Source organism: Rugamonas sp. GW822-FHT03B10 (assembly GCF_058801745.1).
The window spans coordinates 29,754-50,920 of record NZ_JBXANP010000001.1 but is presented as its reverse complement, the minus strand read 5'-3'; the positions used below and the strand labels follow the sequence as shown (position 1 = coordinate 50,920).

General features: G+C 66.9%; 17 protein-coding genes. 6 read left to right on the top strand and 11 right to left on the bottom strand.

The genetic code is table 11. The annotated features are described in order from the left end of the window. Nucleotides 1–173 precede the first annotated feature (173 nt). Entirely contained in the window at nucleotides 174–647 is a 474-nt protein-coding gene (locus tag AC1RQG_RS00215; protein WP_493127129.1) for an Lrp/AsnC family transcriptional regulator, read from the bottom strand. 164 nt (nucleotides 648–811) lie between these two features. Here AC1RQG_RS00215 and glmS point away from each other — a divergent pair, with 164 nt between their 5' ends. Continuing rightward, nucleotides 812–2,641, top strand: a complete 1,830-nt coding sequence (gene glmS, locus AC1RQG_RS00210; RefSeq protein WP_493127127.1) for a glutamine--fructose-6-phosphate transaminase (isomerizing) — start codon at nucleotides 812–814, stop codon at nucleotides 2,639–2,641. Nucleotides 2,642–3,691: 1,050 nt separating this feature from the next. Here the strand turns inward: glmS and AC1RQG_RS00205 are convergent. The 4 genes from AC1RQG_RS00205 to AC1RQG_RS00190 all read right to left on the bottom strand — a co-directional run bounded on the left by AC1RQG_RS00205 (nucleotide 3,692) and on the right by AC1RQG_RS00190 (nucleotide 6,015). Further along, on the bottom strand, nucleotides 3,692–4,141 hold the full coding sequence (locus AC1RQG_RS00205) for a hypothetical protein (RefSeq protein ID WP_493127125.1): 450 nt from the start codon (nucleotides 4,139–4,141) through the stop codon (nucleotides 3,692–3,694). Continuing rightward, nucleotides 4,134–4,595 (bottom strand): hypothetical protein, encoded by a 462-nt coding sequence (locus AC1RQG_RS00200; RefSeq protein WP_493127123.1) that lies wholly within the window; start codon nucleotides 4,593–4,595, stop codon nucleotides 4,134–4,136. Before AC1RQG_RS00200 ends, AC1RQG_RS00205 begins: the two co-directional genes overlap by 8 nt. A 179-nt stretch (nucleotides 4,596–4,774) precedes the next feature. Further along, nucleotides 4,775–5,512: an anti-sigma factor family protein gene (locus AC1RQG_RS00195; protein WP_493127121.1), complete on the bottom strand. Its 738-nt coding sequence runs from the start codon at nucleotides 5,510–5,512 to the stop codon at nucleotides 4,775–4,777. Continuing rightward, nucleotides 5,509–6,015: an RNA polymerase sigma factor gene (locus AC1RQG_RS00190; RefSeq protein ID WP_493127119.1), complete on the bottom strand. Its 507-nt coding sequence runs from the start codon at nucleotides 6,013–6,015 to the stop codon at nucleotides 5,509–5,511. Before AC1RQG_RS00190 ends, AC1RQG_RS00195 begins: the two co-directional genes overlap by 4 nt. A gap of 97 nt (nucleotides 6,016–6,112) precedes the next feature. On the opposite strand from AC1RQG_RS00190, the gene AC1RQG_RS00185 reads away from it, so the two are divergent. After that, nucleotides 6,113–7,453 carry a S8 family serine peptidase gene (locus tag AC1RQG_RS00185; protein WP_493127117.1) on the top strand — a complete coding sequence of 447 codons (1,341 nt, stop codon included), beginning with the start codon at nucleotides 6,113–6,115 and terminating at the stop codon, nucleotides 7,451–7,453. 101 nt (nucleotides 7,454–7,554) lie between these two features. Beyond that, the gene (locus AC1RQG_RS00180) at nucleotides 7,555–8,268 is read left to right on the top strand and encodes a hypothetical protein (RefSeq protein ID WP_493127115.1); all 714 of its coding nucleotides are present in this window, start codon (nucleotides 7,555–7,557) and stop codon (nucleotides 8,266–8,268) included. Between the two features lie 72 nt (nucleotides 8,269–8,340). On the opposite strand, the gene AC1RQG_RS00175 is transcribed toward AC1RQG_RS00180, so the two are convergent. Together AC1RQG_RS00175 and AC1RQG_RS00170 are read right to left on the bottom strand one after the other, a co-directional pair. Further along, the gene (locus AC1RQG_RS00175; RefSeq protein WP_493127113.1) at nucleotides 8,341–9,633 is read right to left on the bottom strand and encodes an ATP-binding protein; all 1,293 of its coding nucleotides are present in this window, start codon (nucleotides 9,631–9,633) and stop codon (nucleotides 8,341–8,343) included. Further along, nucleotides 9,630–10,367 (bottom strand): response regulator, encoded by a 738-nt coding sequence (locus AC1RQG_RS00170; RefSeq protein WP_493127111.1) that lies wholly within the window; start codon nucleotides 10,365–10,367, stop codon nucleotides 9,630–9,632. The genes AC1RQG_RS00175 and AC1RQG_RS00170 overlap by 4 nt, the downstream gene beginning before the upstream one ends. 164 nt (nucleotides 10,368–10,531) lie before the next feature. Between AC1RQG_RS00170 and AC1RQG_RS00165 the strand changes: the two genes are divergently transcribed. Together AC1RQG_RS00165 and AC1RQG_RS00160 are read left to right on the top strand one after the other, a co-directional pair. After that, nucleotides 10,532–11,251: an ABC transporter ATP-binding protein gene (locus AC1RQG_RS00165; RefSeq protein WP_493127109.1), complete on the top strand. Its 720-nt coding sequence runs from the start codon at nucleotides 10,532–10,534 to the stop codon at nucleotides 11,249–11,251. After that, nucleotides 11,244–13,658 (top strand): FtsX-like permease family protein, encoded by a 2,415-nt coding sequence (locus tag AC1RQG_RS00160; protein WP_493127107.1) that lies wholly within the window; start codon nucleotides 11,244–11,246, stop codon nucleotides 13,656–13,658. Before AC1RQG_RS00165 ends, AC1RQG_RS00160 begins: the two co-directional genes overlap by 8 nt. A 139-nt stretch (nucleotides 13,659–13,797) precedes the next feature. On the opposite strand, the gene AC1RQG_RS00155 is transcribed toward AC1RQG_RS00160, so the two are convergent. Both AC1RQG_RS00155 and AC1RQG_RS00150 read right to left on the bottom strand, forming a co-directional pair. Then, nucleotides 13,798–14,427 (bottom strand): DNA-binding protein, encoded by a 630-nt coding sequence (locus tag AC1RQG_RS00155; RefSeq protein ID WP_493127105.1) that lies wholly within the window; start codon nucleotides 14,425–14,427, stop codon nucleotides 13,798–13,800. Between the two features lie 248 nt (nucleotides 14,428–14,675). Continuing rightward, a complete protein-coding gene (locus AC1RQG_RS00150) occupies nucleotides 14,676–18,152 on the bottom strand; it encodes a response regulator (RefSeq protein ID WP_493127102.1) in 3,477 nt (1,158 codons plus the stop codon). A gap of 195 nt (nucleotides 18,153–18,347) precedes the next feature. Here AC1RQG_RS00150 and fnr point away from each other — a divergent pair, with 195 nt between their 5' ends. After that, the gene (gene fnr / locus AC1RQG_RS00145; RefSeq protein ID WP_493127099.1) at nucleotides 18,348–19,106 is read left to right on the top strand and encodes a fumarate/nitrate reduction transcriptional regulator Fnr; all 759 of its coding nucleotides are present in this window, start codon (nucleotides 18,348–18,350) and stop codon (nucleotides 19,104–19,106) included. Nucleotides 19,107–19,213: 107 nt separating this feature from the next. Here the strand turns inward: fnr and AC1RQG_RS00140 are convergent, their stop codons facing one another. Next, a complete protein-coding gene (locus AC1RQG_RS00140) occupies nucleotides 19,214–19,759 on the bottom strand; it encodes a FixH family protein (RefSeq protein WP_493127097.1) in 546 nt (181 codons plus the stop codon). 17 nt (nucleotides 19,760–19,776) lie between these two features. Next, on the bottom strand, nucleotides 19,777–21,165 hold the full coding sequence (ccoG, locus tag AC1RQG_RS00135) for a cytochrome c oxidase accessory protein CcoG (protein ID WP_493127095.1): 1,389 nt from the start codon (nucleotides 21,163–21,165) through the stop codon (nucleotides 19,777–19,779). Between the last annotated feature and the right edge of the window lie 2 nt (nucleotides 21,166–21,167).

The following is a 21,167-nucleotide window of genomic DNA, read 5'->3' as shown; positions in this document are numbered from 1 at the left end:
GTGGGAAATGCGGGAATAACTTTTCTCTGTGGATAAAGATGTGTAAAACCTCCGGGAAAAGCACTGGATAATGACTGGAAAACCGGGGACAAGTTTTCCGGCGCCAACGAGGGTGGTCGGCGGATGTGGATAAGCCTGTGTAAAACCGCCCGGATAAGCCGGGGATAAGTGGCTCACACCACGATGCGCGTCTCGAATTTGCTGCGGAAGGTGGAGAAATACGTTTTCACGTTGCGCACGTTGGTCTGGGCCGCGAACAGGCGGTGCGCCAGCGCATGATAGGCCGGCATATCGGCCACCTGCACGATCAGCACGAAGTCGGGCCCCGGCGCCACCCGGTAGCATTGCAGCACCGCTTGTTCGTCGGCCACGCGCGCTTCGAACTCGTCCATGCGCTCGGCCGCCTGGACATCGAGCGAGATTTCCACAATGGCCGTCAGGCGCGCGCCCACCTTCTCCGGCGCCACGATGGCGACCTGGCGCGCGATCACCCCCGTCGCCGTCAACTGCTTGACGCGGCGCAGGCAGGTGGGCGGCGACACGTGCACTTCCTGCGCCAGCTCACTATTGGTTTGTGACGCGTCAATTTGCAGGGCATTGAGGATGCGACGATCAATATCGTCCAGCGGCAAGTTGGTATCTGTCATGGCGATGTGATGAATTCGTAAAAAATATCGTGAAAAATGAAATTTTATTTCAACCGCTCTCACTGGTGAAATTTTATTTCAAAAACAGGTGAATTTAGAAAGCATATTTCATTGCCGCTGCTCTACGATGCATTCATTGCAAATTTCTCATCCAAGAGGTCATCATGTGCGGCATCGTCGGCGCGGTAGCGCAACGTAACATCACCCCCATCCTGCTCGAAGGCCTGAAGCGGCTGGAATACCGTGGCTACGATTCCTGCGGCGTGGCGCTGCACACGGATGGCCAGTTGCAGCGCTCGCGCAGCACCTCGCGCGTGGCCGACCTGGAAAAGCAGACCCAGGAATCGGGCCTGCAAGGCTTCACCGGCATTGCCCACACGCGCTGGGCCACCCACGGCGCGCCGGCCACCCACAATGCCCACCCGCACTTCTCGCCCAGCGCCGAGCAGGCCCGCATCGCGTTGGTGCACAACGGCATCATCGAAAACCATGACGAGCTGCGCGCCGAACTGACGGCGCTTGGTTACGTGTTCCAGAGCCAGACCGACACCGAAGTGATCGCCCACCTGGTCGACCACATGTACAACGGCGACCTGTTCGACACCGTGCAGCAAGCCGTCAAGCGCCTGCACGGCGCCTACGCCATCGCCGTGTTCTGCCGCGAGGAACCGCACCGCGTGGTGGCCGCGCGCCAGGGCTCGCCGCTGATCGTCGGCCTGGGCCAGGGCGAGAACTTCGTCGCCTCCGACGCCATGGCGCTGGCCGGCACCACCGACCAGATCATCTACCTCGAAGAAGGCGACGTGGTCGACCTGCAACTGGGCCGCACCTGGATCGTCGACGCCAACGGCAAGCCGGTGCAGCGCGAAGTGAAGACCGTGCACGCCCACACCGGCGCGGCCGAGTTGGGGCCATACCGCCACTACATGCAGAAGGAAATCTTCGAACAGCCGCGCGTGATCGGCGACACGCTCGAAGGCGTGACCGGCATCATGCCCGAGCTGTTCGGCGACGGCGCCTACAAGGTGTTCAAGCAGATCGACCGCGTGCTGGTGCTGGCCTGCGGCACCAGCTACTACGCCGGCCTGACGGCCAAATACTGGATCGAATCGGTGGCCAAGATCCCCGTCAATGTCGAGATCGCCAGCGAATACCGCTACCGCGACAGCGTGCCCCACCCCAACACGCTGGTGGTGACGATCTCGCAGAGCGGCGAAACGGCCGACACGCTGGCCGCCCTCAAGCACGCCCGCAGCCTGGGCATGGAGCACACGCTGACGGTCTGCAACGTGGCCACCAGCGCCATGGTGCGCGAATGCAAGCTGGCCTACATCACGCGCGCCGGCGTGGAAGTGGGCGTGGCGTCCACCAAGGCCTTCACCACCCAGCTGGCCGCGCTGTTCCTGTTGACCTTGACGCTGGCGCAAGTGAACGGCCGCCTGACGGACGACGAGGAAGCGGCCCACCTGAAAGCCATGCGCCACCTGCCGGTCGCCATTTCGTCGGTGCTGGCGCTGGAACCGCTGATCATCGCCTGGGCCGAGGATTTCGCCCGCAAGGAAAACGCCCTGTTCCTGGGCCGTGGCATGCACTACCCGATCGCCCTCGAAGGCGCGCTCAAGCTGAAGGAGATTTCTTACATCCACGCCGAAGCCTACCCGGCTGGCGAGCTCAAGCACGGCCCGCTGGCGCTGGTGACCGAGGAAATGCCGGTCGTCACCATCGCCCCGAACGACACGCTGATCGAGAAGCTGAAATCGAACATGCAGGAAGTGCGCGCGCGTGGCGGCCAGTTGTACGTGTTCGCCGACGTCGACTCGCGCATCACGCCGGGCGAGGGCGTGCACGTGATCCGCATGCCCGAGCACTATGGGCTGCTGTCGCCTATCCTGCACGTGGTGTCGCTGCAGCTGCTGGCCTACCACTCGGCCCTGGCGCGCGGCACGGATGTGGATAAGCCGCGTAATCTGGCCAAGTCGGTGACGGTGGAGTGACGACGTTGTTCATTCAATAGCGTGTGTAAGCGGTAAATAGAAGCGTGCGTTTCCACGTCACTAATTGTGCGGGTTTCAGGGGGTGCTCCGGCAAAGTAACCCTTGTACCGCCTGGACGCAAACGCTTTCATTTACCGTGACAAATTTGGCTACCTAAAGCGGCAAAACACCCCCCTATTTATCCGGACTGCGGGCAGAAGTTCAGCGACCGCTTAGCGCGACTGAATGGTGTATGACGGGTCAAGGCTTGAATTCGCCACCCTACAGCTGACCTCAGTTGTAGGGCATAGGACGACTCTACGCGTTAGCTCGCCTGAGAATTGCTTGGTGTACGAAATCGACCCACATACCCTACTGGCAAGCGCCTTGAGGCGGTTAGTCGTATAGCGAAGAAAACTCAGCAAAGACTGATACCTTCATGGGGCCAGGCTCTGCGTCCTTCTTCTTCACACCTGAGTTTGTGCCTGAGCTGCAGAAACCAAATTTCTGTACTCGATGAAAGGGTCTAAGCTCTTGCTTCGAAGTATGACTAGACACTTGAGAAAGTCGGGCAAGAACAGGTTTCCCCGCAGATACGCGCTCCACTAAAGTCTTGTGCGTGAATCCAACTCCAGGCAATGCTAATCGCGTCGCAAGTTCGTCGACATCGAGAGGGAGTAATTGTTCGAGCTCGCTCCACACAACCTCTTTAGCTTTATCCTGCCAAGGAATGGCTTTCTCGAGATAGGGGCGTCAAAGTGTCGGTGATAACGCGATTGGTATAGGCGGGCCAAGTAAATGATGTCAAGTGCAAGGAGTTTTTATAGTTCTATACATTGTTGGATATTCGCGGATGGAGGTGCTAAATGTCGGACGATGTTACCATCGTTTTTTCCCGAGCGAAATTGATGCAAAATATGGGCCGCTTGCGAACAAAATGCGGGTGCTTTGGGCCAAGGAATATCTCTCTTCAAGCACTCCGGCATTTTGTATAGAAAGGGTGGGAAGGATCTTTCGCGCCCACGCCAGCGCCGACACCTGACAGTTTCGATGGGGCGCCGCAGGCGCGGCTTACCGTAAGGCATCCCCGGCAGCGCGTTGTAATGTCTGGCACAGCGCCGTGGCATTAGGGGGGCACTCGGAAGCGGCATGGTGGCAGATCTTTTCCAGATCGGCTGTGTCCATCGTTGAATTGATATGGCGGGTGACAAATTTTCTGAATGCAATATCTCGGCCCGCCAACGCAGCAAGCGTTGGCAGCGTGTTCCATTTATCCACCAAAAGGCGCGCAATAGCCTCTGAATAGCCTTCGGCTATGCTGCCATCGTCACACTGACCATATGCCGTGAAGGCCCGTTGCAATTTACGCCAATCATCGAGATTGTCGATGGCGGCATCTGCCGCTTCCGCCGCTTGGGGCGAACAGGCTTTTGCATGCGCGGCGCACGGTGCCGCGATGGTCAGCGCTAAAGTAACGCAAAATGCACTCACTGCAAGCTTGATCCCAGCGGCCTCACCCATGATGGCCGACCAATCTCAGTGGACGATTCCGTTTGCTTGCGGCCTGCGCCATGGCTCCGGTGTTATTCGTGACCTCAATTGTCGTCAGTGGTGATTTGCGCATCGTGGCGCTGATCGTCCGCATGGCCTCATCCGAGGTCCGGATGCAGCCCATGGTTGGATGCTCCGGTCCGGGCTGGCGCCGAGCATGTGCGCGTCCAGAATGGACACCGATGCCGGGATGGCCCGGCACACTGAAACGGATAATCCCGTGCGAGCCATACGTGCCGTTAGCGTTGGCAACATGATGACGGGGAGTCAAGCGGTCTTGCACGGTATAGGTTCGGTTTTGCAGATGACGAATGGTCGCGTGCGGGTCGACATTGTTGTATGCCGGCCAAGTTCCCAGAGCGGCGCCATTGTCGGCGATTAATGAGAGCTGGTGAGTTTGACCATCGAATTTCAGCTTAGCCATATTGACCTCTCGATCATGGGGTGCGCAAGGGCACGGTAGTTCTACCTTAGCCTCGCGATGGCATGAGCCCGTTGATCATCGGCAGAGCGATCACAGAAAAGAGGAACTGATTTGACGGCTCGCCAGGACCTAATCGGAAGCGATCGATTCGGCCACAACACCGATGGTTCCCCAGTCCGTCAGCGTGCCCAGCCCCGCTGCTGGGCCGCCCGTTCGCCCTTGGCATCCAACGCCTGCCCTGCGATGCGCGCGTCGATCGCGTCCAGCACGGCGGTCGGCATGGCGCTGCCGGCTTGCCGATAATCCCCCGCCGCCGCCTTGTCTGCTTCCGCCAGCACCGGCAGTTTCCATTCGCCGCCGGCGTGGCACGCCAATCCGGCTGCCTGTCCCATCGTGAAACTGCGGCAAAGCGCGCCGTCCCGGGTGGCGAAACTGACGCCTATCTTCACGCTGGACCCGGACGCGGCGCTGCCCGCCAGTTGTTCCGTCAACGCGTCGGCCAGTCTGCCGCGCGCCACCAGCGTGCCGTCAGCCGCCGACGCCACGCTTACCCGGTTGTCCTCCGCTTTTAGCCCGCCGTATCCGGCAACAATGCCGACCAGCAGCGCGGCCGCCATGCCGCCCCACTCTGGCCACGACCAGCGCCGGGCGGCGGTGGGCTGGGGACGGGCGGCGCGCGCGGCGCTCAGATCGACCACCTTGCCCGAGGCCACCGCCGCAAGCCGGGGCGGCGGCGCCTCGTCGGCGATCGGCGCGAACGCCGCGAACACATCCATCCGCAGGCTCTGGTGCTGCGCCACCCGCGCGGCCAGCGCCGGGTCGTCGCGGATGGCGAGTTCGATCCGGGCGCGGGCGGCCTCGTCCAGCTCGCCGTCCGCGTAGGCCATCAGGACTTCATCGGTAATGCTCGTACTCATCGTGTCACTCTCGCATGTTCGGACAATGTTTCTTGCAGCGCGGCCCGGGCGCGAACCAGCCGACTGGTCAGCGTTCCCATGGGAATTTCCAGCACCTCGGCCGCCTCTTTGTACGGCAGGCCTTCGACCAGCACCAGGCCGATCACCAGCCGGTGTTCGTCCGACAGCAGGCTGACCGCCTTTTGGATCGCCAGGCGCTGCTGGTGCGACTCGGCCGATTCGTCGCCCACGTGCTCGCCCGCCTCCTCCGGCGCGAACAGCCGGTCGCGCCGGGTCCGGGCGCGCACCTCGTCGATCCAGGCGTTTTTCATGATGCGGAAGATCCAGCTGTCCAGCCGCGTGCCCTCCTCCCATTGCTCGCTGCGGCCCAGCGCCCGTTCGACCGCGATCTGCACCAGGTCGTCGGCGTCCTCGCGGTGAAAGGTGATGGTGCGCGCGAACCGGCGCAGGCGCGGCAGCAGGGCGGCGATGTCTTGGTGGATCGGTCGAGCGGTGGCGGTCATGGATACAGTGGAAAACGACGCGGCGAGGGATTTTAATCCCCGTCCCGTTCGTTTCTCTATCGGAAAGGCCGGATCCTTATACTATCATCCATACATCATGCCCATCAGACAGTTACTCCTATCGCGCCCTGTGCGGCTGGCGTGCGCGTTCGTGGCGGCGCTGGGCAGCGCCAGCGCCAGCGCCCAGTTGCGTCTGCCCATGGTGCAGCTGCCGCAATTGCCTGGCCGCATAGACAGCCTCAATGACGACCTGCTGCGCGACGCCAACCGCCGTCTGCTGGCCCCGGTCGAGCGCCTGGATCTGCGCCAGCTGCGCCTGAATCAGATCGACGCCTTGCTGCGGCGCCACGGCGATGTGCTGGAGCGCGACCCGCATGGCGAACCCATCGTGCGCCACGAGCTGCTGGCGTGGTCGCCCAGCGCGCAGGCGCTGGCGGCCGCCAAGGCCGCCGGGCTGGAACCGGTGCCGCAGCCCGACATGGGCGCCGAGGCGTCGCCGATGGTGGTGCTGCGCGTCCCCGAGCGCGCCGACACCGCCGCCATGCTGGAACGTTTGCGTGCGCTCGATCCGGATGGCGCCTACGACTTCAACCACATCTACACCGGCAGCGGCAACCCGGCGCCGCCGCAGGGCACGCCGGCCGCCGACCAGGACGCGCCCAGGCAAAAGCCGGTCGGCGGTGTGCGCGTTGGTCTGATCGACGGCGGCATCCAGGGCGACCACGAGGTTTTCCGCGAGGCGCCGATCGTGCCGTGGGGCTGCGACGGGACATCCCATCCCTCGGCGCACGGTACCGCCGTCGCGGCGTTGATGGTGGGCCGCTCGCCGCGTTTCGCGGGCGCCGCGCCAGGCGCCACGCTGTATGCGGCGGACATCTACTGCGACAGCGGCAGCGGTGGCTCCGCGTCGCGCATCACGGCCGCGTTGGATTGGCTGGCGCAAAAGCAGGTCGCGGTGATCAACCTCAGCCTGGTCGGGCCGCCCAACCAGATTCTCGAACGCGCGGTGCGCGGCATGGTGCGGCGTGGGCACTTGCTGGTCGCGGCGGTCGGCAACGACGGACCCGCCGCGCCGCCGCTTTATCCGGCCAGCTATCCGGGCGTGGTCGGCGTGAGCGGCGTGGATAGGAAGGGCCAGCCCTTGCCGGAAGCCGCGCGCGGACCGCAGGTGATGTTCGCCGCGCCCGGCAATCAGATGGTCAGCGCCGCCGTCGGCGCGCCGCCCTACCGCGCCGTGCGCGGCACGTCGTTCGCCGCGCCGATCGTGGCGGCGCTGCTGGCCAAGGTGCACCATCGGCCGGACCCGGCGGCCGCCAGGCAGGCGCTTGCCTTGGTGGCGGTGAACGCCTCCGGCGCGGCGGTTGGAAGTGCCGACAACGGGCTGGGACTAGGCATCCTCGGCATGGCGTTTCGTACCGATCCGGCCAGTTTCCGATAAATTCAAAAAATATTTTCAGCGCCATGGATGAAACCACGGGGCGCCGGCGTTTTCCTTGTAAGCGCTGCGGACAGGCCGCGGCACAGACAAGGAGAATCACCATGAAAAAGACCACCATCGCTAAACAAATGATCATCGTGCTGTCCCTGGGGATGGCCTGCACGGCGCACGCGCAATTGTTCGGTCGCGGCGGCAGTATCGGGGGCGGCGTCGGCGGCATGTTGGGCGGAAGCGCCGGTTTCGCCGGTCAAGTCGGCGGCATGGCCGACCGTGGCATGATGCGCGACACGCTGCGCGGCGACACCGAATCGGCGGCCACGCACCACGCCCGATCGGCCACCGGCGCTGCCAGCGATGGTGCTGCGGGCAAGAGTTCGGCGGGCGCGGTCCCCAAGTCGCCCGCTGCCAATTCCGCCGACGCGGCGCCGGCCGCCAAGAAGCCGGGCTTCTTCAGCGGTTTGTTCGGCGGTGGCGCCACCGGCGCGCAGGAGCAGGCGGCCGGCGGCGGGTCCGGCAGCGGCAGCGTGCAGGGATCGGCCGGCATGGATGGTGGTGGCCAGCACCTGGCCGGCGCCGCCACGCAGGGCGCGCGGGACGTGGCCGCGCCGATGCGCGACGGCGCGAAAACCCAGGCCGAAAATACGCGCACTTACGCGAAATCGAGCGGCGCGACCGCAACCGGCGCCGCTAAAGACAGCACGCATGCGGCCGCCGACGGTGCGCGCGGTTCCGGCGATGCCGTCCCACATTCGATGGGTGTCAACGGCGCGGTGAATGTGAATGGTTCGGCAAACGGCTCGGTATCTTCGATATAACCGGAGTGCGGTGCGGCGGCCGGGCGACGGACAAGCAAACACGCTGCGGGCCGTTCAGCCCAACTAGTCTTGTTAGCCCGGTACCACGCAGCGCGCCACCAGCCCGCCGCCGGGGCGGTTCGACAATGCGAGCGTGCCGCCCATGGCGGTCAGCAGCTGATGCACGATCGCCAAACCCAGGCCCGCGCCGCCGGTGTCGCGGTTGCGTGACGCTTCGAGCCGGTAGTAGGGCTCGATGACCCTGGCCAGCTCGTTTTCCGGTATGCCCGGCCCCCGGTCGCGCACCTCCAGTTCGAGCGCGCCGCTTCCGCCCACGCCCAGGCCGATCTCCACCTCGCTGGCGTAGCGCAAGGCGTTGTCCACCAGGTTGGTGACGATGCGGCGCAGCGCTTGCAGGCGCACGCGCAAGGGATCGCCGCAGGCACCGTCGACGCGGATCATCTGGCCGGCATCCCGGTAGTCGCAGACCAGCGCGTCGATGAAGGCATCCACGTCCAACTGGACCGCCGCCTCGCTGGCGCCGTTCGCCGTGCGCGCGTAGGCCAGGCCTTGCTCCACCAGCGCCTGCATCGCGTCGAGGTCCGCTTCGATCCGGTTGCGCTGGTTGGCGTCGTCCATCAGGTCGGCCCGCAGGCGCATGCGTGTGATCGGCGTTTGCAGGTCGTGCGCAATGGCGGCGAGGATTTGCAGGCGCTCCGCGAGGTGGGCGGTGATGCGGCGTCCCATCGCATTGAAGGCGCTGGCGGCGCGCCGCACTTCGAGCGGCCCTTCTTCGGCCAACACCACCGGGTCTGCCGTCGTGCCCAGCCGGTCGGCCGCGTCGGCCAGGCGCGACAACGGCATGGTGGCCTGCCGCACGGCCAGCCAGGTGAAGAAGACGATCGACACCAGCTGCACGACCACGTACACGCCGGGCCAGAGCCGGTCCGGCGGCGCGGGCGGCGCCACGTCCACGTGCAGCGGCGTGCCATCCGCCAGCGTGACGCCGAGCGACAGCGCATCCTCCGGCCGCGCGGCCTCGCTCGCGCGCACCGAGTATTGCGGCCCCAGCGCCGCTTGCACACCCGCCGCGAACCGCACCGCGTTTTCCGATGTCAGCACCTTTCCATCCGGCCCGCCCAGTCGGTAGGTGTATTCGCGCCGCGCCAGCCGTTGCAGCCACTGCGCGCGCTCGGTGGCGGGGCTTTGTTCCAGCACGCCGATCAGGGCCGCCATGTCGCGCCCGACGGTGTAGCTCGCGCCGCTGCGCGCAGCATGGTTCTGGACGTAGAACGCCACCGTGAAGTTGAGGACGTGCGCCGCCAGCAGGGCCAGCACGGCGATGGCCACCAGGCGGCCGAACAGCGTGCGCGGCCAGGCTCTCATTGTGCCCCGCCCCCTTCCACTGCGGCTGAGAAGACATAGCCCTCGTTGCGCACCGTCTTGATGTAGGCAACGTCGCTCTGGCCGTCGCGCAGGCGGCTGCGCAGGCGCGAGACCAGGATGTCGATCGAGCGGTCGAATGCATCGGCGTCCCGTCCCTGGGTCAGGTTCAGCAGCTGGTCGCGGCTCAGCACCCGCTGCGGGTGGTCGAGGAACACGCGCAGCAGGCGGTATTCGGCGCCGGACAGCACCACGGTGGTGCCTTGCCGGTCAAGCAGGTTGCGCGCGTGGGTGTCGACCCGCCAGCTGCCGAAGGTCAGCATGCCCGCATCTTCGCGCCGCGCCAAACCGGGCGGCAGCGCGCGGGCGCGACGCAGCACGGCGCGGATACGCGCCAGCAGTTCGCGCGCGGCGAAGGGTTTGGCGAGGTAGTCGTCGGCGCCCATCTCCAGCCCGACGATGCGGTCGGCCTCGTCGCCGCGCGCCGTCAGCATGACGACCGGCAGGTGCGCGCCCGCGCCCGCGCGCAGGTCGCGGCACAGTTGCAGGCCATCCTCGCCCGGCAGCATCAGGTCCAGCACCACCAGGTCCACCGCGCCGGCGGCGAGGACGGCGCGCATCTGGCGGCCGTGGGCGGCGAGGCTCACCTTGAAGCCGTTGCGCTCCAGGTATTGCGCGAGCAGCTCGCGGATGTCGGCGTCGTCGTCGACGATCAGGATGTGGTCAGTGGGTGGCATGGCGTTGTTATAGCCGAAAACCTTGAATGAACGCTATCGTTTTGTTTCCCAATGTTTCTGGCCGGGGGAGGGAAAACTTCGGAAGCAAAAATGCGTGAGGCGGAAATGTGCCAGCAACGCGGCGGCGTTCCAATGGCGTCTCTGTCACCACCGAGGGAACCACCATGACCAAATCACCATTGATCACCATGCGGCGCGTCGGCAAGCATTATCCCGTCGCCGGCCGCAGCTTCACGGCGCTGCATGACGTCGACCTGCAAGTGCAGGCCGGCGAGTTCGTCGCCATCGTCGGCAAGTCCGGTAGTGGCAAGTCCACCCTGCTCAACCTGCTGGCCGGCATCGACAGCCCGAGCGCCGGGGAGATCCACGTCGCCGGCACCGCCGTGCACGCGCTGGACCAAGAGCAGTTGTCCGCATGGCGCGGTCTCAACGTGGGCATCGTGTTCCAGTTCTTCCAGCTGCTGCCCACGTTGACGGTGGTGGAGAACGTCATGCTGCCGATGGACTTTTGCCAGCGCTGGCCCGGCGCCGAACGCCGCCCTCGTGCGTTGGCCCTGCTCGACAAGCTGGGCATCCGCGAACAGGCGGACAAGCTGCCCTGCGATTTGTCCGGTGGCCAGCAGCAGCGCGCGGCCATCGCGCGCGCGCTCGCCAACGACCCGCCGCTATTGGTCGCCGATGAACCGACCGGCAACCTCGATACGCACACGGCGGGCGAAGTGATCCGCCTGTTCCAGTCGCTGGTCGGCGAGGGCCGGACCATCATCATGGTGACGCATGAACGCGAATACGCGCCGCGCTTCTCGCGTGTGATCACGCTGGTGGACGGTGCCTTCGCGGCGGAAGCGAGCCCGCAGCGGGTGGAGGAGTTGAGCCATGACTAGTCCGCGCTGGACCAAGATCGCGCGCGACCTGTGGCTGGCGCGTGGCCGTATGCTGATGATGGTGGCCGCCATCGCCGCCGGCGTGGCGGGCGTGGGCACGCTGCTCGATGCGTACACGGTGCTCACGCGCGAGGTCAACCGCAATTACATGGACACCCAGCCGGCATCGGCCTCGCTCGAACTGGATGCGGTCGACGATGCCTTGCTGGCGCAGGTCCGGGCCCTGCCCGGCATCGCCGCCGCCGAGGCGCGCGCCACCGCGCAGGCGCGCGTGCAAAGTCCCGGCGGCCAGTGGTTCGGCATGAAGGCGTTCATCGTGCCCGACTTCCGCACCATGGGGATCAGCCGCTTCTTCCCGAACAGCGGCGCGTGGCCGCCACCGGACGGCGCCATTCTCCTGGAACGGGAGGCGGCCGCCATGCTGGACGTGAAGGATGGCGCCACCCTGCAGGTCAGGGATGGCGAGGGCCTGTCGCACGCCGTCGTCCTGGCCGGCACCGTGCATGACCCCAGCCTTGCGCCGGCAGGCCAGGAGCAGGCCGCCTACACCTACATGACGCCGGCCACCGCCGCCGCGCTGGGCGACATCCATCTGCAACCGATCCTGAAGATCATGGTCGCGGGCGATCGGATGAACGAACAAGCGATCACCCGCATCGCCGGCGAGACGGCCACCTGGTTGCGCGCGCACGGCCATACCGTCCATGCGATCTACGTGCCGCCGCCCGGCAAGCACCCGCACCAGGGCCAGATGTCCGGCATGCTGCTGATGCTGCTGATGTTCGGCGTGCTGGCGCTGGTGGTCAGCGCCATCCTGTCGGCCACCATGGTCAACGCCATGCTGGCGCAGCAGGTCCGTCAGATCGGCGTGATGAAAACCATCGGCGCACGCTCGTGGCAAATCGCCCGGTTGTACCTCGGCGCCGTCGCCGCGAGCGCCGTTGTCGCCTGCGCCATCGGCATACCGCTCGGCGCCATGGCGGGCGACGCGCTGACCGGCGCCGTCGCCAGGCTGCTGAACTTCACGCTCGCCAGCCGCGCTGCGCCGCATTGGGTCTACCTGGTGCAGTGCGCGGCCGGCACGTTGCTGCCGTTGGCCTTCACGCTGCCGCCGGTGCGGCGCGCCAGCCGCATCACGGTGCGCGAAGCGATCGACGACACGGGCGTGGGCAACAAGGACTTCGGCCATCACCGCATCGACGCCCTGCTGGGCCGTGTGCGCGGCGTCGACCGTACGCTGTTGCTGGCGTTGCGCAATATGTTCCGCCGGCGTGGCCGCCTGTTGCTCACGGTCGGGCTGCTGGCGACGGCCGGCGCGCTGTTCATCGCCAGCCTGGACGTCACGGCTGCGTGGAAGCGCAACATCGCCATGTCGGCGGACGAGCGCCATTACGACCTGGAGGTGGCGCTCAATCGGCCGCAAGCCGAAGCGGCGGTGATGCCCTTGTTGCGCGGTCTGCCCGGCGTGCGGGCGGCTGAGGCGTGGGATGCCGTCGCCGCCAGCCGGCCACGCCCGGACGGCCAATCCATCGAACGCACCTACCCCGACGGCGGCCACGGCAGCCTGGACCTGCGCGCGGCGCCGGCCGGCAGCACCATGCTGGCGTTGCCGGTGCTGGAAGGCCGCTGGCTCACACCCGGCGGCGGCGACGAGATCGTCCTCAATCCCGGCGCGCAGGCGCGCTTCCCCGGCGTCCGCGTCGGCCAGCCGCTCACGGTCAACGTGGAGGGACGCGCCGTGCCGTTGCGGGTGGTCGGCATGGTGCGCGAAATCCTGTCGCCGGCGCAGGGCTTCGTTTCGCCGCGCGCCTTCGCGCTAGCCAGCGGCAGGCCGCAGGGCCAGGTGGCCTTGCTGCGCATCGCGCTGGATCGGCATGACGCCGCCAGCCGGGCCAATGCGGCCGCGCTGGTGGAACGGCGGCTGGAACAAGCCCAGGTCGGCGTGCGCCGCGTGGTCACGGAGTCGGCTTTGGACACGGCGCTCAATGGCCACGTCTTCATCCTGATCTTCAATCTGGTCGCCATCGCGGTGGTGATGGCGCTGGTGGGCGTGCTGGGATTGGGTTCCTCGATGGCGACGGCGGTGGTCGAACGCACGCGCGAAATCGGCATCATGCGCGCCATCGGGGCGCGCGGCCCGACCTTGATGCGCAACATCCTGGGCGAGGGCCTGGCCACGGCGGGCCTGAGCTGGATGGTGGCCGTGCTGCTGTCGTTGCCGCTGTCGGCGGCGCTGGGCAACTTCCTGGGGCGCGCGTCCTTCGGCTTGCCGCTGCCGTTCGTTATCTCGCCGCTGGCGTCGGCGCTTTGGCTGGCGCTGGTGCTGGCCGGCGCACTGATGGCCGGCTACCTTCCCGCGCGCCGCGCCGCCGCGTTGCCGGTGCGCGTCGCGCTGGTCCACACTTGAGAGGAGTGACCATGAAAAAAACCATCCTCACGGTCGCCGCCGTGCTGGGCTTGGCCCTGCTGTTCCACCTGTCGAGCACGTTCGACTTGCTGGGCGTGTTGAAGGCGATGCACGGCAGGTAGGCGCCCGCGCGCGGACCTTAGGCGCTCGCCTTGAGCGCCTCCAGCTCGGCCCGCAGCGCGATGCGCTCGGCGTTGGATTTGTCGAGCTTGCTGCGCAGTTCCTTGGCGTCGGCCTCGAAGTTGTCGCGCGCGGTGACGGCGCCCACCAGGTCCATCTCGGCCTTCAGGCGGGCGTCCGACAGCGAGGCCGAGGAGGCCACGTTGCGTTCGATCTGCTGGCGCAGGTCGGCCAGCTGGGCGTCCTTGCCTTCGATGGCCAGCTGATCCTTGGCCTTGCCCACCAGCGCGTCCGTGGCCACCTGGCGCGCGTCGCGCAGCTCGGCCCGCAGCCGCTCGATGTCCTCGGTCTGTTCGGCCGCCAGCGCCAGCGCCTGGTCGCGCGCGATGGTCACGCTGGTCAGCTGCGCCTGCAGCTCGGCGCGCTCGCCTTCGAGCTCTTCGCCGGCCGTGACCAGGTCATCCATGTCGCGCCCGGCCTGGGCCAGCGCTTCGCGCGCGCGCCACGCGGCCAGGTGCCGGTGGATGGCGTTCGCCGAGCCGCTGCCCAGCGCTTCGCGCACCGTCTGGAGCGACACCTCCTTGCCTTCGTTCAGCAGGTCGGTGGCCACCGCCGTGACTTCGTCGAATGTGACTTCTTGGCGCGGCATAACGATCTCCAGAAAAAGGTTGGGTTGAGGTAAGGGCCAATGGTAGCGCATCGCATACGCTGTGGCGACCGATACGATACCGTACATTCTTGCCTCGAAGCAAGGCGTTACGGCGTGCGTGGCGTCTGCCAGTCACGCCGCACGGGCATGGGAGTGGCCGGGCGCCGCCAGCTGTTGTTTCCGCGCCGCGTGGCTGGCGCGGCCCGCCACGCGATGTGGCGTCCAGCCATGCCGGACCCGGGCAGCCGTCAGCCCTGTTCCCGCTCCAGCCACGCGCGGGCCTGGTCCAGCGTGTCCGACAGCTCGGCCTGCACGGCCTGCCAGTGCGCCTCCGCTTCGCCGTCGCGATGCTCGCCGATGGCGGCTTCGGCCGCGAGCGTCGCCTGCACCAGGCGCCTGGCGCCGAGCACGCCGACGGCGCCGCGCAGGCTGTGGTAGAGCCGGGCCGCGTCCTGCGGGCGGCCTTCGCGCAGCGCCGTGGCGGCGTCCGCCAGCGGCTGCAGGCCCGTGTCGAGCACGCCCTGCACCATCTTGAGCATCACGGCCCGGCCCTTGGGATCCTTGCCCATCACGCGCACCAGGCTGTCCATGTTGAACACGGCGGCGTCGGCCGGCACGGCGGCCGCGGCGTCGGCGGGGGCCGGGGCGGGACGCGGCGCGCGCGCCGGCGCGTCCGGCAGCTGGCGCTCGATCACGGCCAGCATCTGCTCGACCTCGACCGGCTTGGGGATGAAGTCGGATATGCCGGCCTCCACGCAGCGGCTGCGCTCGGACGCCAGCACCCCGGCCGTCATGGCGATCACGGGCAGACGCAAGCCCAGTTCCTGGCGCAGGATGCGGGTGGCGCTGAAGCCGTCCAGCACCGGCATCTGCATGTCCATCAGCACGACGTCGTAATGGCCGGCCGAGCTGCGCAGCAGGTCCACCGCCTGCTGGCCGTCGCCCACCACGTCCAGCGTGGCGCCGGCCTGTTCCAGGATGCCGCGCGCCACCGTCTGGTTCAGCAGGTTGTCCTCCACCAGCAGCAGGTGCACGCCGCGCAGCCGGCCGGCGATGTCGTGCGCCGGGGGCGGCGCGTCCGCGCCGTCGGCGTTGGCGTTGGCGGCCAGCGCCTGGTGCAGCGCGTCGAACAGGTTGGAACTGGTGATCGGTTTGACCAGCACCACGTCCACCTCGGGCGCGCTGGAAATCTCCTCCAGCCGGTCCAGCGCGAAGGCGTTGATCATCACCACGATCGGCTGCTTGCCGCCATGGGCCGCGTTGCAGATGGCCTTGGCGGCGGCCAGCCCGCCCATGTCGGTCATGTGCCAGTCGGCCAGCACCACGTCGTACGGCTGGCCGGCCTCGCGCTGGGCCCGGTAGCGGGCCAGCGCGGCCGCGCCGGAATCGACCTCGTCGGCCTGCCAGCCCCAGGCCCGGATCAGTTTGCCGATCAGTTCGCGGCTGGTGCGGTTGTCGTCGGCCACCAGCAGGCGCAGCGGCCCCAGCGCGGGCGCGCGGCGCGGCCGCGCCTGCGCCGGCAGCACGGCGAACGGCAGCGTGAACCAGAAGCGCGCGCCCTGGCCCTCCACGCTGCTGACGTCGATGCGCCCGCCCATCATCTCGATCAGCCGCTTGCTGATGGCCAGCCCCAGGCCGGTGCCGCCGAAGCGGCGCGTGATGCTTTCGTCGCCCTGGGAAAAGGCCGTGAACAGCTGGGCCTGCTGCTGCGCGGCGATGCCGATGCCCGTGTCGCGCACCTCGAAGCGCAGCCGGGCCGTGTCGCCGTCCCGCCGTTCCAGCGCCACGCTGACCACCACCTCGCCCTCGGCCGTGAACTTGATGGCGTTGCCGGCCAGGTTGACCAGCACCTGCTGCAGCCGCAGCGCGTCGCCGCGCAGCAGGCGCGGCACGTCCGGCTCCACTTCGATCGCCAGTTCCAGCTCCTTCTCGCCCGCGCTCATGGTCATGGTGGTGGCCAGCGTGTTGAGCACCTCGTCGAGCTCGAATTCCGTGGGCGACAGTTCCATGCGGCGCGCCTCGATCTTGGAGAAGTCGAGCACGTCGTTGAGGATGGCCAGCAGCGACTGGCCCGACATGCGCACCATGGTCAGGTATTTGCGCTGCTGCGGCGAGAGCGGCGTGTTGCCCAGCAGGTAGACCATGCCCAGCACGGCGTTCATCGGGGTGCGGATCTCGTGGCTCATGTTGGCCACGAAGTCGCTCTTGGCGCGGTTGGCCGCCTCGGCCCGGTCGCGCTCGCGTTCGAGCTCCAGCGCGCGCGCCTCGAGCTCGCCGCGCAGGCGCTGCGGCTCGGTCACGTCGGCGATCACGGCCAGCACCTTGGTGCCCTGGTCGGTGCGCACGGCGCTCAGGTTCACTTCGATCGGGAACTCGCTGCCGTCGCGGCGCAGGCCCAGCAGCACGGCGCCCTTGCCCATGCGCACCGGCTCGTCGCTCAGGCGGCCGCTCACGAAGCGCTGGCGGTGGCCCGTGTGCAGGTCGCGCAGCCGGGCCGGCATCAGCGTCTCCAGCGGCTGGCCGATGATGTCGGCCCGCGCGTAGCCGAAGCAGCGCTCGGCCTCGCGGTTGAAGGTCTCGATGCGGCCGGCGCCGTCCACCACCACGATGGCGTTGGGCGCCAGCTCGATCAGGCGCTGCAGGCGCGCGTCGGCCGCCAGCCGTTCGCGCATCAGGCTGTTGAAGGCCATGGTCAGCTGGCCGATCTCGTCGCGGCTGTGCACCGGCAGCGGCGTGAAGTGGCTGGTGTCGCGCCGCAGCCGCACGATGGCCTCGTGCAGCCGCAACAGCGGCGCCATCAGGCGCAGCGTGAGCCAGCCGATCAGGGCCGCGCCCAGCGCGGCGGCCAGCGCGCTCCACAGGGCCACGCGGTACAGCACGCCGTTGAACGGCTCGAACGCCTCCCCGGCCGGCAGCGAGGCGCCCAGCACCCAGTCGACCGACTTGAGCGACTTCAGGCTGGTCAGCGCGCGCACGCCGCTGCTGTTGCTGGAGATGACCGTGCCTTCGAAGCCCTCGCGCAGCGCGCGCGTGGTGGCCGGGTTGGCGTTGGGCGGGCGCGGCTGCAGCAGCCGCTTGGGATCCGGATGCAGCACATACACGGGCGTCGGGCCGCGCGTGAGCGCGAAGTAGTAGCCGCTGCGGCCGACCTTGGCCGTGCGCAGGTGGCCCAGCAGGTTGTCCTTGTACAGCCGCAGCACGCCCACCAGCACGCACACCACGCGGCCCCGGGCGTCGAACACGGGGGCCGCCATCTGCACGATCGGTTGCTTGCCGGTCTTGCCGATCAGCGGTTCCGTGATCATCGGCTTGCGGGTGCGCATCACCTGCTGGAAGAAGGCGCGGTCGGCGGCGCTCACGCCCAGGCGCGCCGGCATCTCCGGCAGGTCGGCCACGATGGCGCCGTCCGGACCCAGCACCAGCAGGTCGTCGAACAGCGACAGCACGGCGCGCTCGCTGTAGTAATCGCGCAACTGCCGGGTCGAGCCGGCGATCCCGGGCGGCTGCAATTTGGCCGACCGTTCCACGATACCGAGCAACATGAGCAATTTGTCATCGAGTTCCTCGGCCGTGCGGTTGATCAGCGCCGTCTGCTGGTCGAACAGGACCTTGGTGAAATCGTCGCGCATGCGTTGTGTCTGCACCACGGTCACGAGGGCGATCATCATGATCGAGGTGAGGCTGGTGGCCAGCGCGACTTTGGCTTTGATGCCGAGGGGCTTCATGGGGTCCTTGCGATTGGTGCGGAACGGTCAACGGTGCACGGCCACGAGGGGAATTCTCCTATCAATGACTGTCCATGGCAAGGACCTCGCGGCCGCCGCGCGCCGGGGGCCGGGCGGCATGTTTCTGGCAGGAATACTTGATTGGATGAGTGCGGCTTTGGCGGCATTTGGCGGCAAATCAGCTACACTGGCTGCATGATACAAGCTCTTCCCTCCCTAGTTTTGCCGGGTGTGTCGGTGGAGGCGTTGCGCGCGCGCTGCTCCAGTTGCAGCATGCACCAGCTGTGCCTGCCCATGGGGCTCGACACGGCGGACATGGAACGCCTCGACCAGATCATCGGCCGGCGCCGCAAAGTGCCGCGTGGCGCCACCCTGTTCCGCATCGGCGACCCGTTCGCCAGCCTGTACGCGATCCGGCTCGGCCACTTCAAAACCTTCCAGGTCGACCCGGACGGCGCCGAGCAGATCACGGGCTTCCAGATGGCCGGCGAGCTGCTGGGCATGGACGCCATCAGCACCGACCGCCACCACTGCAATGCCATCGCGCTCGAGGACAGCGAAGTGTGCGACATCCCGTTCGGCAGCCTGCAGCAGTTGCTGGTCGATATGCCAACGTTGCTGCGCCATTTCCACCGCATGATGAGCCAGGAGATCACGCGCGAGCAGAGCGTGATGCTATTGCTGGGCAATATGCAGGCGACCCAGCGCTTCGCCGCCTTCCTGGTCAACCTGTCGTCGCGCTACGAGGCGCGCGGCTACTCGGCCACCACCTTCCAGCTGCGCATGACGCGCGAGGAGATCGGCAACTACCTGGGGCTGACCATCGAGAGCGTGAGCCGGCTGCTGTCGAAGTTCAAGAAGGAGGGCATGCTGCGGGTCAGCAACCGTGAGATCGAGTTGCTCAACCCGGCCATGCTGAAGGCCATCACGGCCGGCACCCAGACCTGCTGCTGAGCCGCTCCCGCGCCACCAAACAAACCGGGACGTAAAAACAAATCGGGACGTGACACATTTTGAATTGTGTCACGTCCCGATTTACATTGCGATCCAGGTTGTTGCGTTTATTCGGCCGCCGCGTTCGATGGGGTGTCGGCGCGCAGCTGGATTTCACGTTCGGCCGGCCAGATCCACACGCCGTCCAGGCGCCAGTCGCGCTTCTCGCTTTCCACCTGCACTTGCCAGCGGCTGCGCTCGAGCATCGGCAGCGCCACCTTGAAGCCGCCGTCGGCGTCCGGCTGCACCACCAGCTGCACATCCTTTTCCGGCAGCGTGGCGTGGGCCAGGTGCAGCAGCAGGCGGCCCGGCTGGGCCTTCACGGGGCTGTCCAGGCGGCCCATCAGCTCGCCGTGCTCGGGATCGTAGCGCAGCGCCACGGCCAGGTTGAGCGCCGAGGCCACGCGGTCGCGCCGCAAGTCCTGGTTGATGGCCTTGCCCTGCTTGTAGTAGTCGCCCACCACCAGCGCGTCCTGGCGCGTGTAGGCCAGCCACATGGTGTAGCTGCCGGCCACGATCACCAGGAACGGGCCCAGCATCAACAGCCAGGGCCAGCGGTGGCGGTACCAGGGCAGGCTGCGTGCTTGCTGGTCGATGGGAATCACTTCTGCCATGGTGTCACTCCTGATCCTTAGCGCGGTACGATGAAGACCGCATGTTCACGCACGTGCAGGCTGGGGTCGTCGAGCGCCTCCAGCTCCACCTCGATCTTGTTGGAACCCTTGTGGCCGGCGTCGTGGTCGGCGCGCAGGCGGATCGGGTAGGCCAGCGTTTCGGTCGAGGCCACCTTGACCGTGTCGGGCGTCACCTGGTGCAGGTTCTCCATGCCCGACACGCGGATGCGGTAGGTGTGGGCCTGCTCGGTGGTGTTCATGATCTGCAGGCGGTAGACGTTCTCGATCATGCCGTCCTCGACTTCGCGGCCCATGGCGCCGCGGTCGCGGATCACGTCCATCTTGAGCGGCGTGCGCAGCCACAGCGCGGTGCCGACGGCGGCCACGATCAGGCACAGGATGCCGGTGTAGATCAGCACGCGCGGCCGCAGCGCGTGGGCCCGGATCTGGGCCGTCGTGTAGTTCTCCGCCATCGCGTGGTCCGTGCTGTAACGGATCAGGCCGCGCGGCAGGTCGATCTTGTCCATCACGCCGTTGCAGGCGTCGATGCAGGCGGCGCAGCCGATGCATTCATATTGCAGGCCCTTGCGGATGTCGATGCCGGTCGGGCACACCTGCACGCACATGGTGCAGTCGATGCAGTCGCCGAGCTTGCTCGTGTCGGCGTTCTTGGCGCGCGCGCCGCGCGGTTCGCCGCGCTTGCTGTCGTAGGTGATGATCAGGGTGTCGCGGTCGAACATCGAGCTCTGGAAGCGGGCGTACGGGCACATGTATTTGCACACCTGCTCGCGCATCCAGCCCGCGTTGCCGTAGGTGGCGAAGGCGTAGAACACGACCCAGAACCATTCCCACGGACCGAAGCTGAGGGTGGTCACCTCGGCCGCCAGTTGTTTGATGGGGGTGAAGTAGCCGACGAAGGTGAAGCCGGTCCACAGCGCCAGCGCGCCCCAGACCACGTGTTTGGTTGTCTTCTTGAGGAACTTCTTGAGCGACGGGCCTTGCTTGTCGAGCAGCATGCGCGCGCTGCGCTTGCCTTCGATTTTGCGTTCTATCCACAGGAAGATTTCCGTGTAGACCGTCTGCGGGCAGGCGAAGCCGCACCACACGCGCCCGGCCACGGCGGTGGCCAGGAACAGCAGGTAGGCGCAGATGATCAGCAACGCCGCCAGGTAGATGAAATCCTGCGGCCACAACACCAGGCCAAAGATGTAGAACTTGCGGGCCACCAGGTCGAACAGCAGGGCCTGGCGGCCGTTCCAGGTAAGCCAGGCGCAGCCGTAAAAGACCAGCTGGGTCAGCCAGACAAAGACCCAGCGCAGACTGGCGTAGCGGCCCTTGGTTTCGCGCGGGTAGATTTCCTCCCGCGCCGCATACATCTTGATGACTTGAGGTTGTGGCGCATTCATCG

What these genes read in the sequence shown, in the direction of transcription:
- AC1RQG_RS00215 (WP_493127129.1), bottom strand. Translation starts at nt 647, where the DNA reads ATGACAGATACCAACTTGCCGCTGGACGATATTGATCGTCGCATCCTC.
- glmS (WP_493127127.1), top strand. Translation starts at nt 812, where the DNA reads ATGTGCGGCATCGTCGGCGCGGTAGCGCAACGTAACATCACCCCCATC.
- AC1RQG_RS00205 (WP_493127125.1), bottom strand. Translation starts at nt 4,141, where the DNA reads ATGGGTGAGGCCGCTGGGATCAAGCTTGCAGTGAGTGCATTTTGCGTT.
- AC1RQG_RS00200 (WP_493127123.1), bottom strand. Translation starts at nt 4,595, where the DNA reads ATGGCTAAGCTGAAATTCGATGGTCAAACTCACCAGCTCTCATTAATC.
- AC1RQG_RS00195 (WP_493127121.1), bottom strand. Translation starts at nt 5,512, where the DNA reads ATGAGTACGAGCATTACCGATGAAGTCCTGATGGCCTACGCGGACGGC.
- AC1RQG_RS00190 (WP_493127119.1), bottom strand. Translation starts at nt 6,015, where the DNA reads ATGACCGCCACCGCTCGACCGATCCACCAAGACATCGCCGCCCTGCTG.
- AC1RQG_RS00185 (WP_493127117.1), top strand. Translation starts at nt 6,113, where the DNA reads ATGCCCATCAGACAGTTACTCCTATCGCGCCCTGTGCGGCTGGCGTGC.
- AC1RQG_RS00180 (WP_493127115.1), top strand. Translation starts at nt 7,555, where the DNA reads ATGAAAAAGACCACCATCGCTAAACAAATGATCATCGTGCTGTCCCTG.
- AC1RQG_RS00175 (WP_493127113.1), bottom strand. Translation starts at nt 9,633, where the DNA reads ATGAGAGCCTGGCCGCGCACGCTGTTCGGCCGCCTGGTGGCCATCGCC.
- AC1RQG_RS00170 (WP_493127111.1), bottom strand. Translation starts at nt 10,367, where the DNA reads ATGCCACCCACTGACCACATCCTGATCGTCGACGACGACGCCGACATC.
- AC1RQG_RS00165 (WP_493127109.1), top strand. Translation starts at nt 10,532, where the DNA reads ATGACCAAATCACCATTGATCACCATGCGGCGCGTCGGCAAGCATTAT.
- AC1RQG_RS00160 (WP_493127107.1), top strand. Translation starts at nt 11,244, where the DNA reads ATGACTAGTCCGCGCTGGACCAAGATCGCGCGCGACCTGTGGCTGGCG.
- AC1RQG_RS00155 (WP_493127105.1), bottom strand. Translation starts at nt 14,427, where the DNA reads ATGCCGCGCCAAGAAGTCACATTCGACGAAGTCACGGCGGTGGCCACC.
- AC1RQG_RS00150 (WP_493127102.1), bottom strand. Translation starts at nt 18,152, where the DNA reads ATGAAGCCCCTCGGCATCAAAGCCAAAGTCGCGCTGGCCACCAGCCTC.
- fnr (WP_493127099.1), top strand. Translation starts at nt 18,348, where the DNA reads ATGATACAAGCTCTTCCCTCCCTAGTTTTGCCGGGTGTGTCGGTGGAG.
- AC1RQG_RS00140 (WP_493127097.1), bottom strand. Translation starts at nt 19,759, where the DNA reads ATGGCAGAAGTGATTCCCATCGACCAGCAAGCACGCAGCCTGCCCTGG.
- ccoG (WP_493127095.1), bottom strand. Translation starts at nt 21,165, where the DNA reads ATGAATGCGCCACAACCTCAAGTCATCAAGATGTATGCGGCGCGGGAG.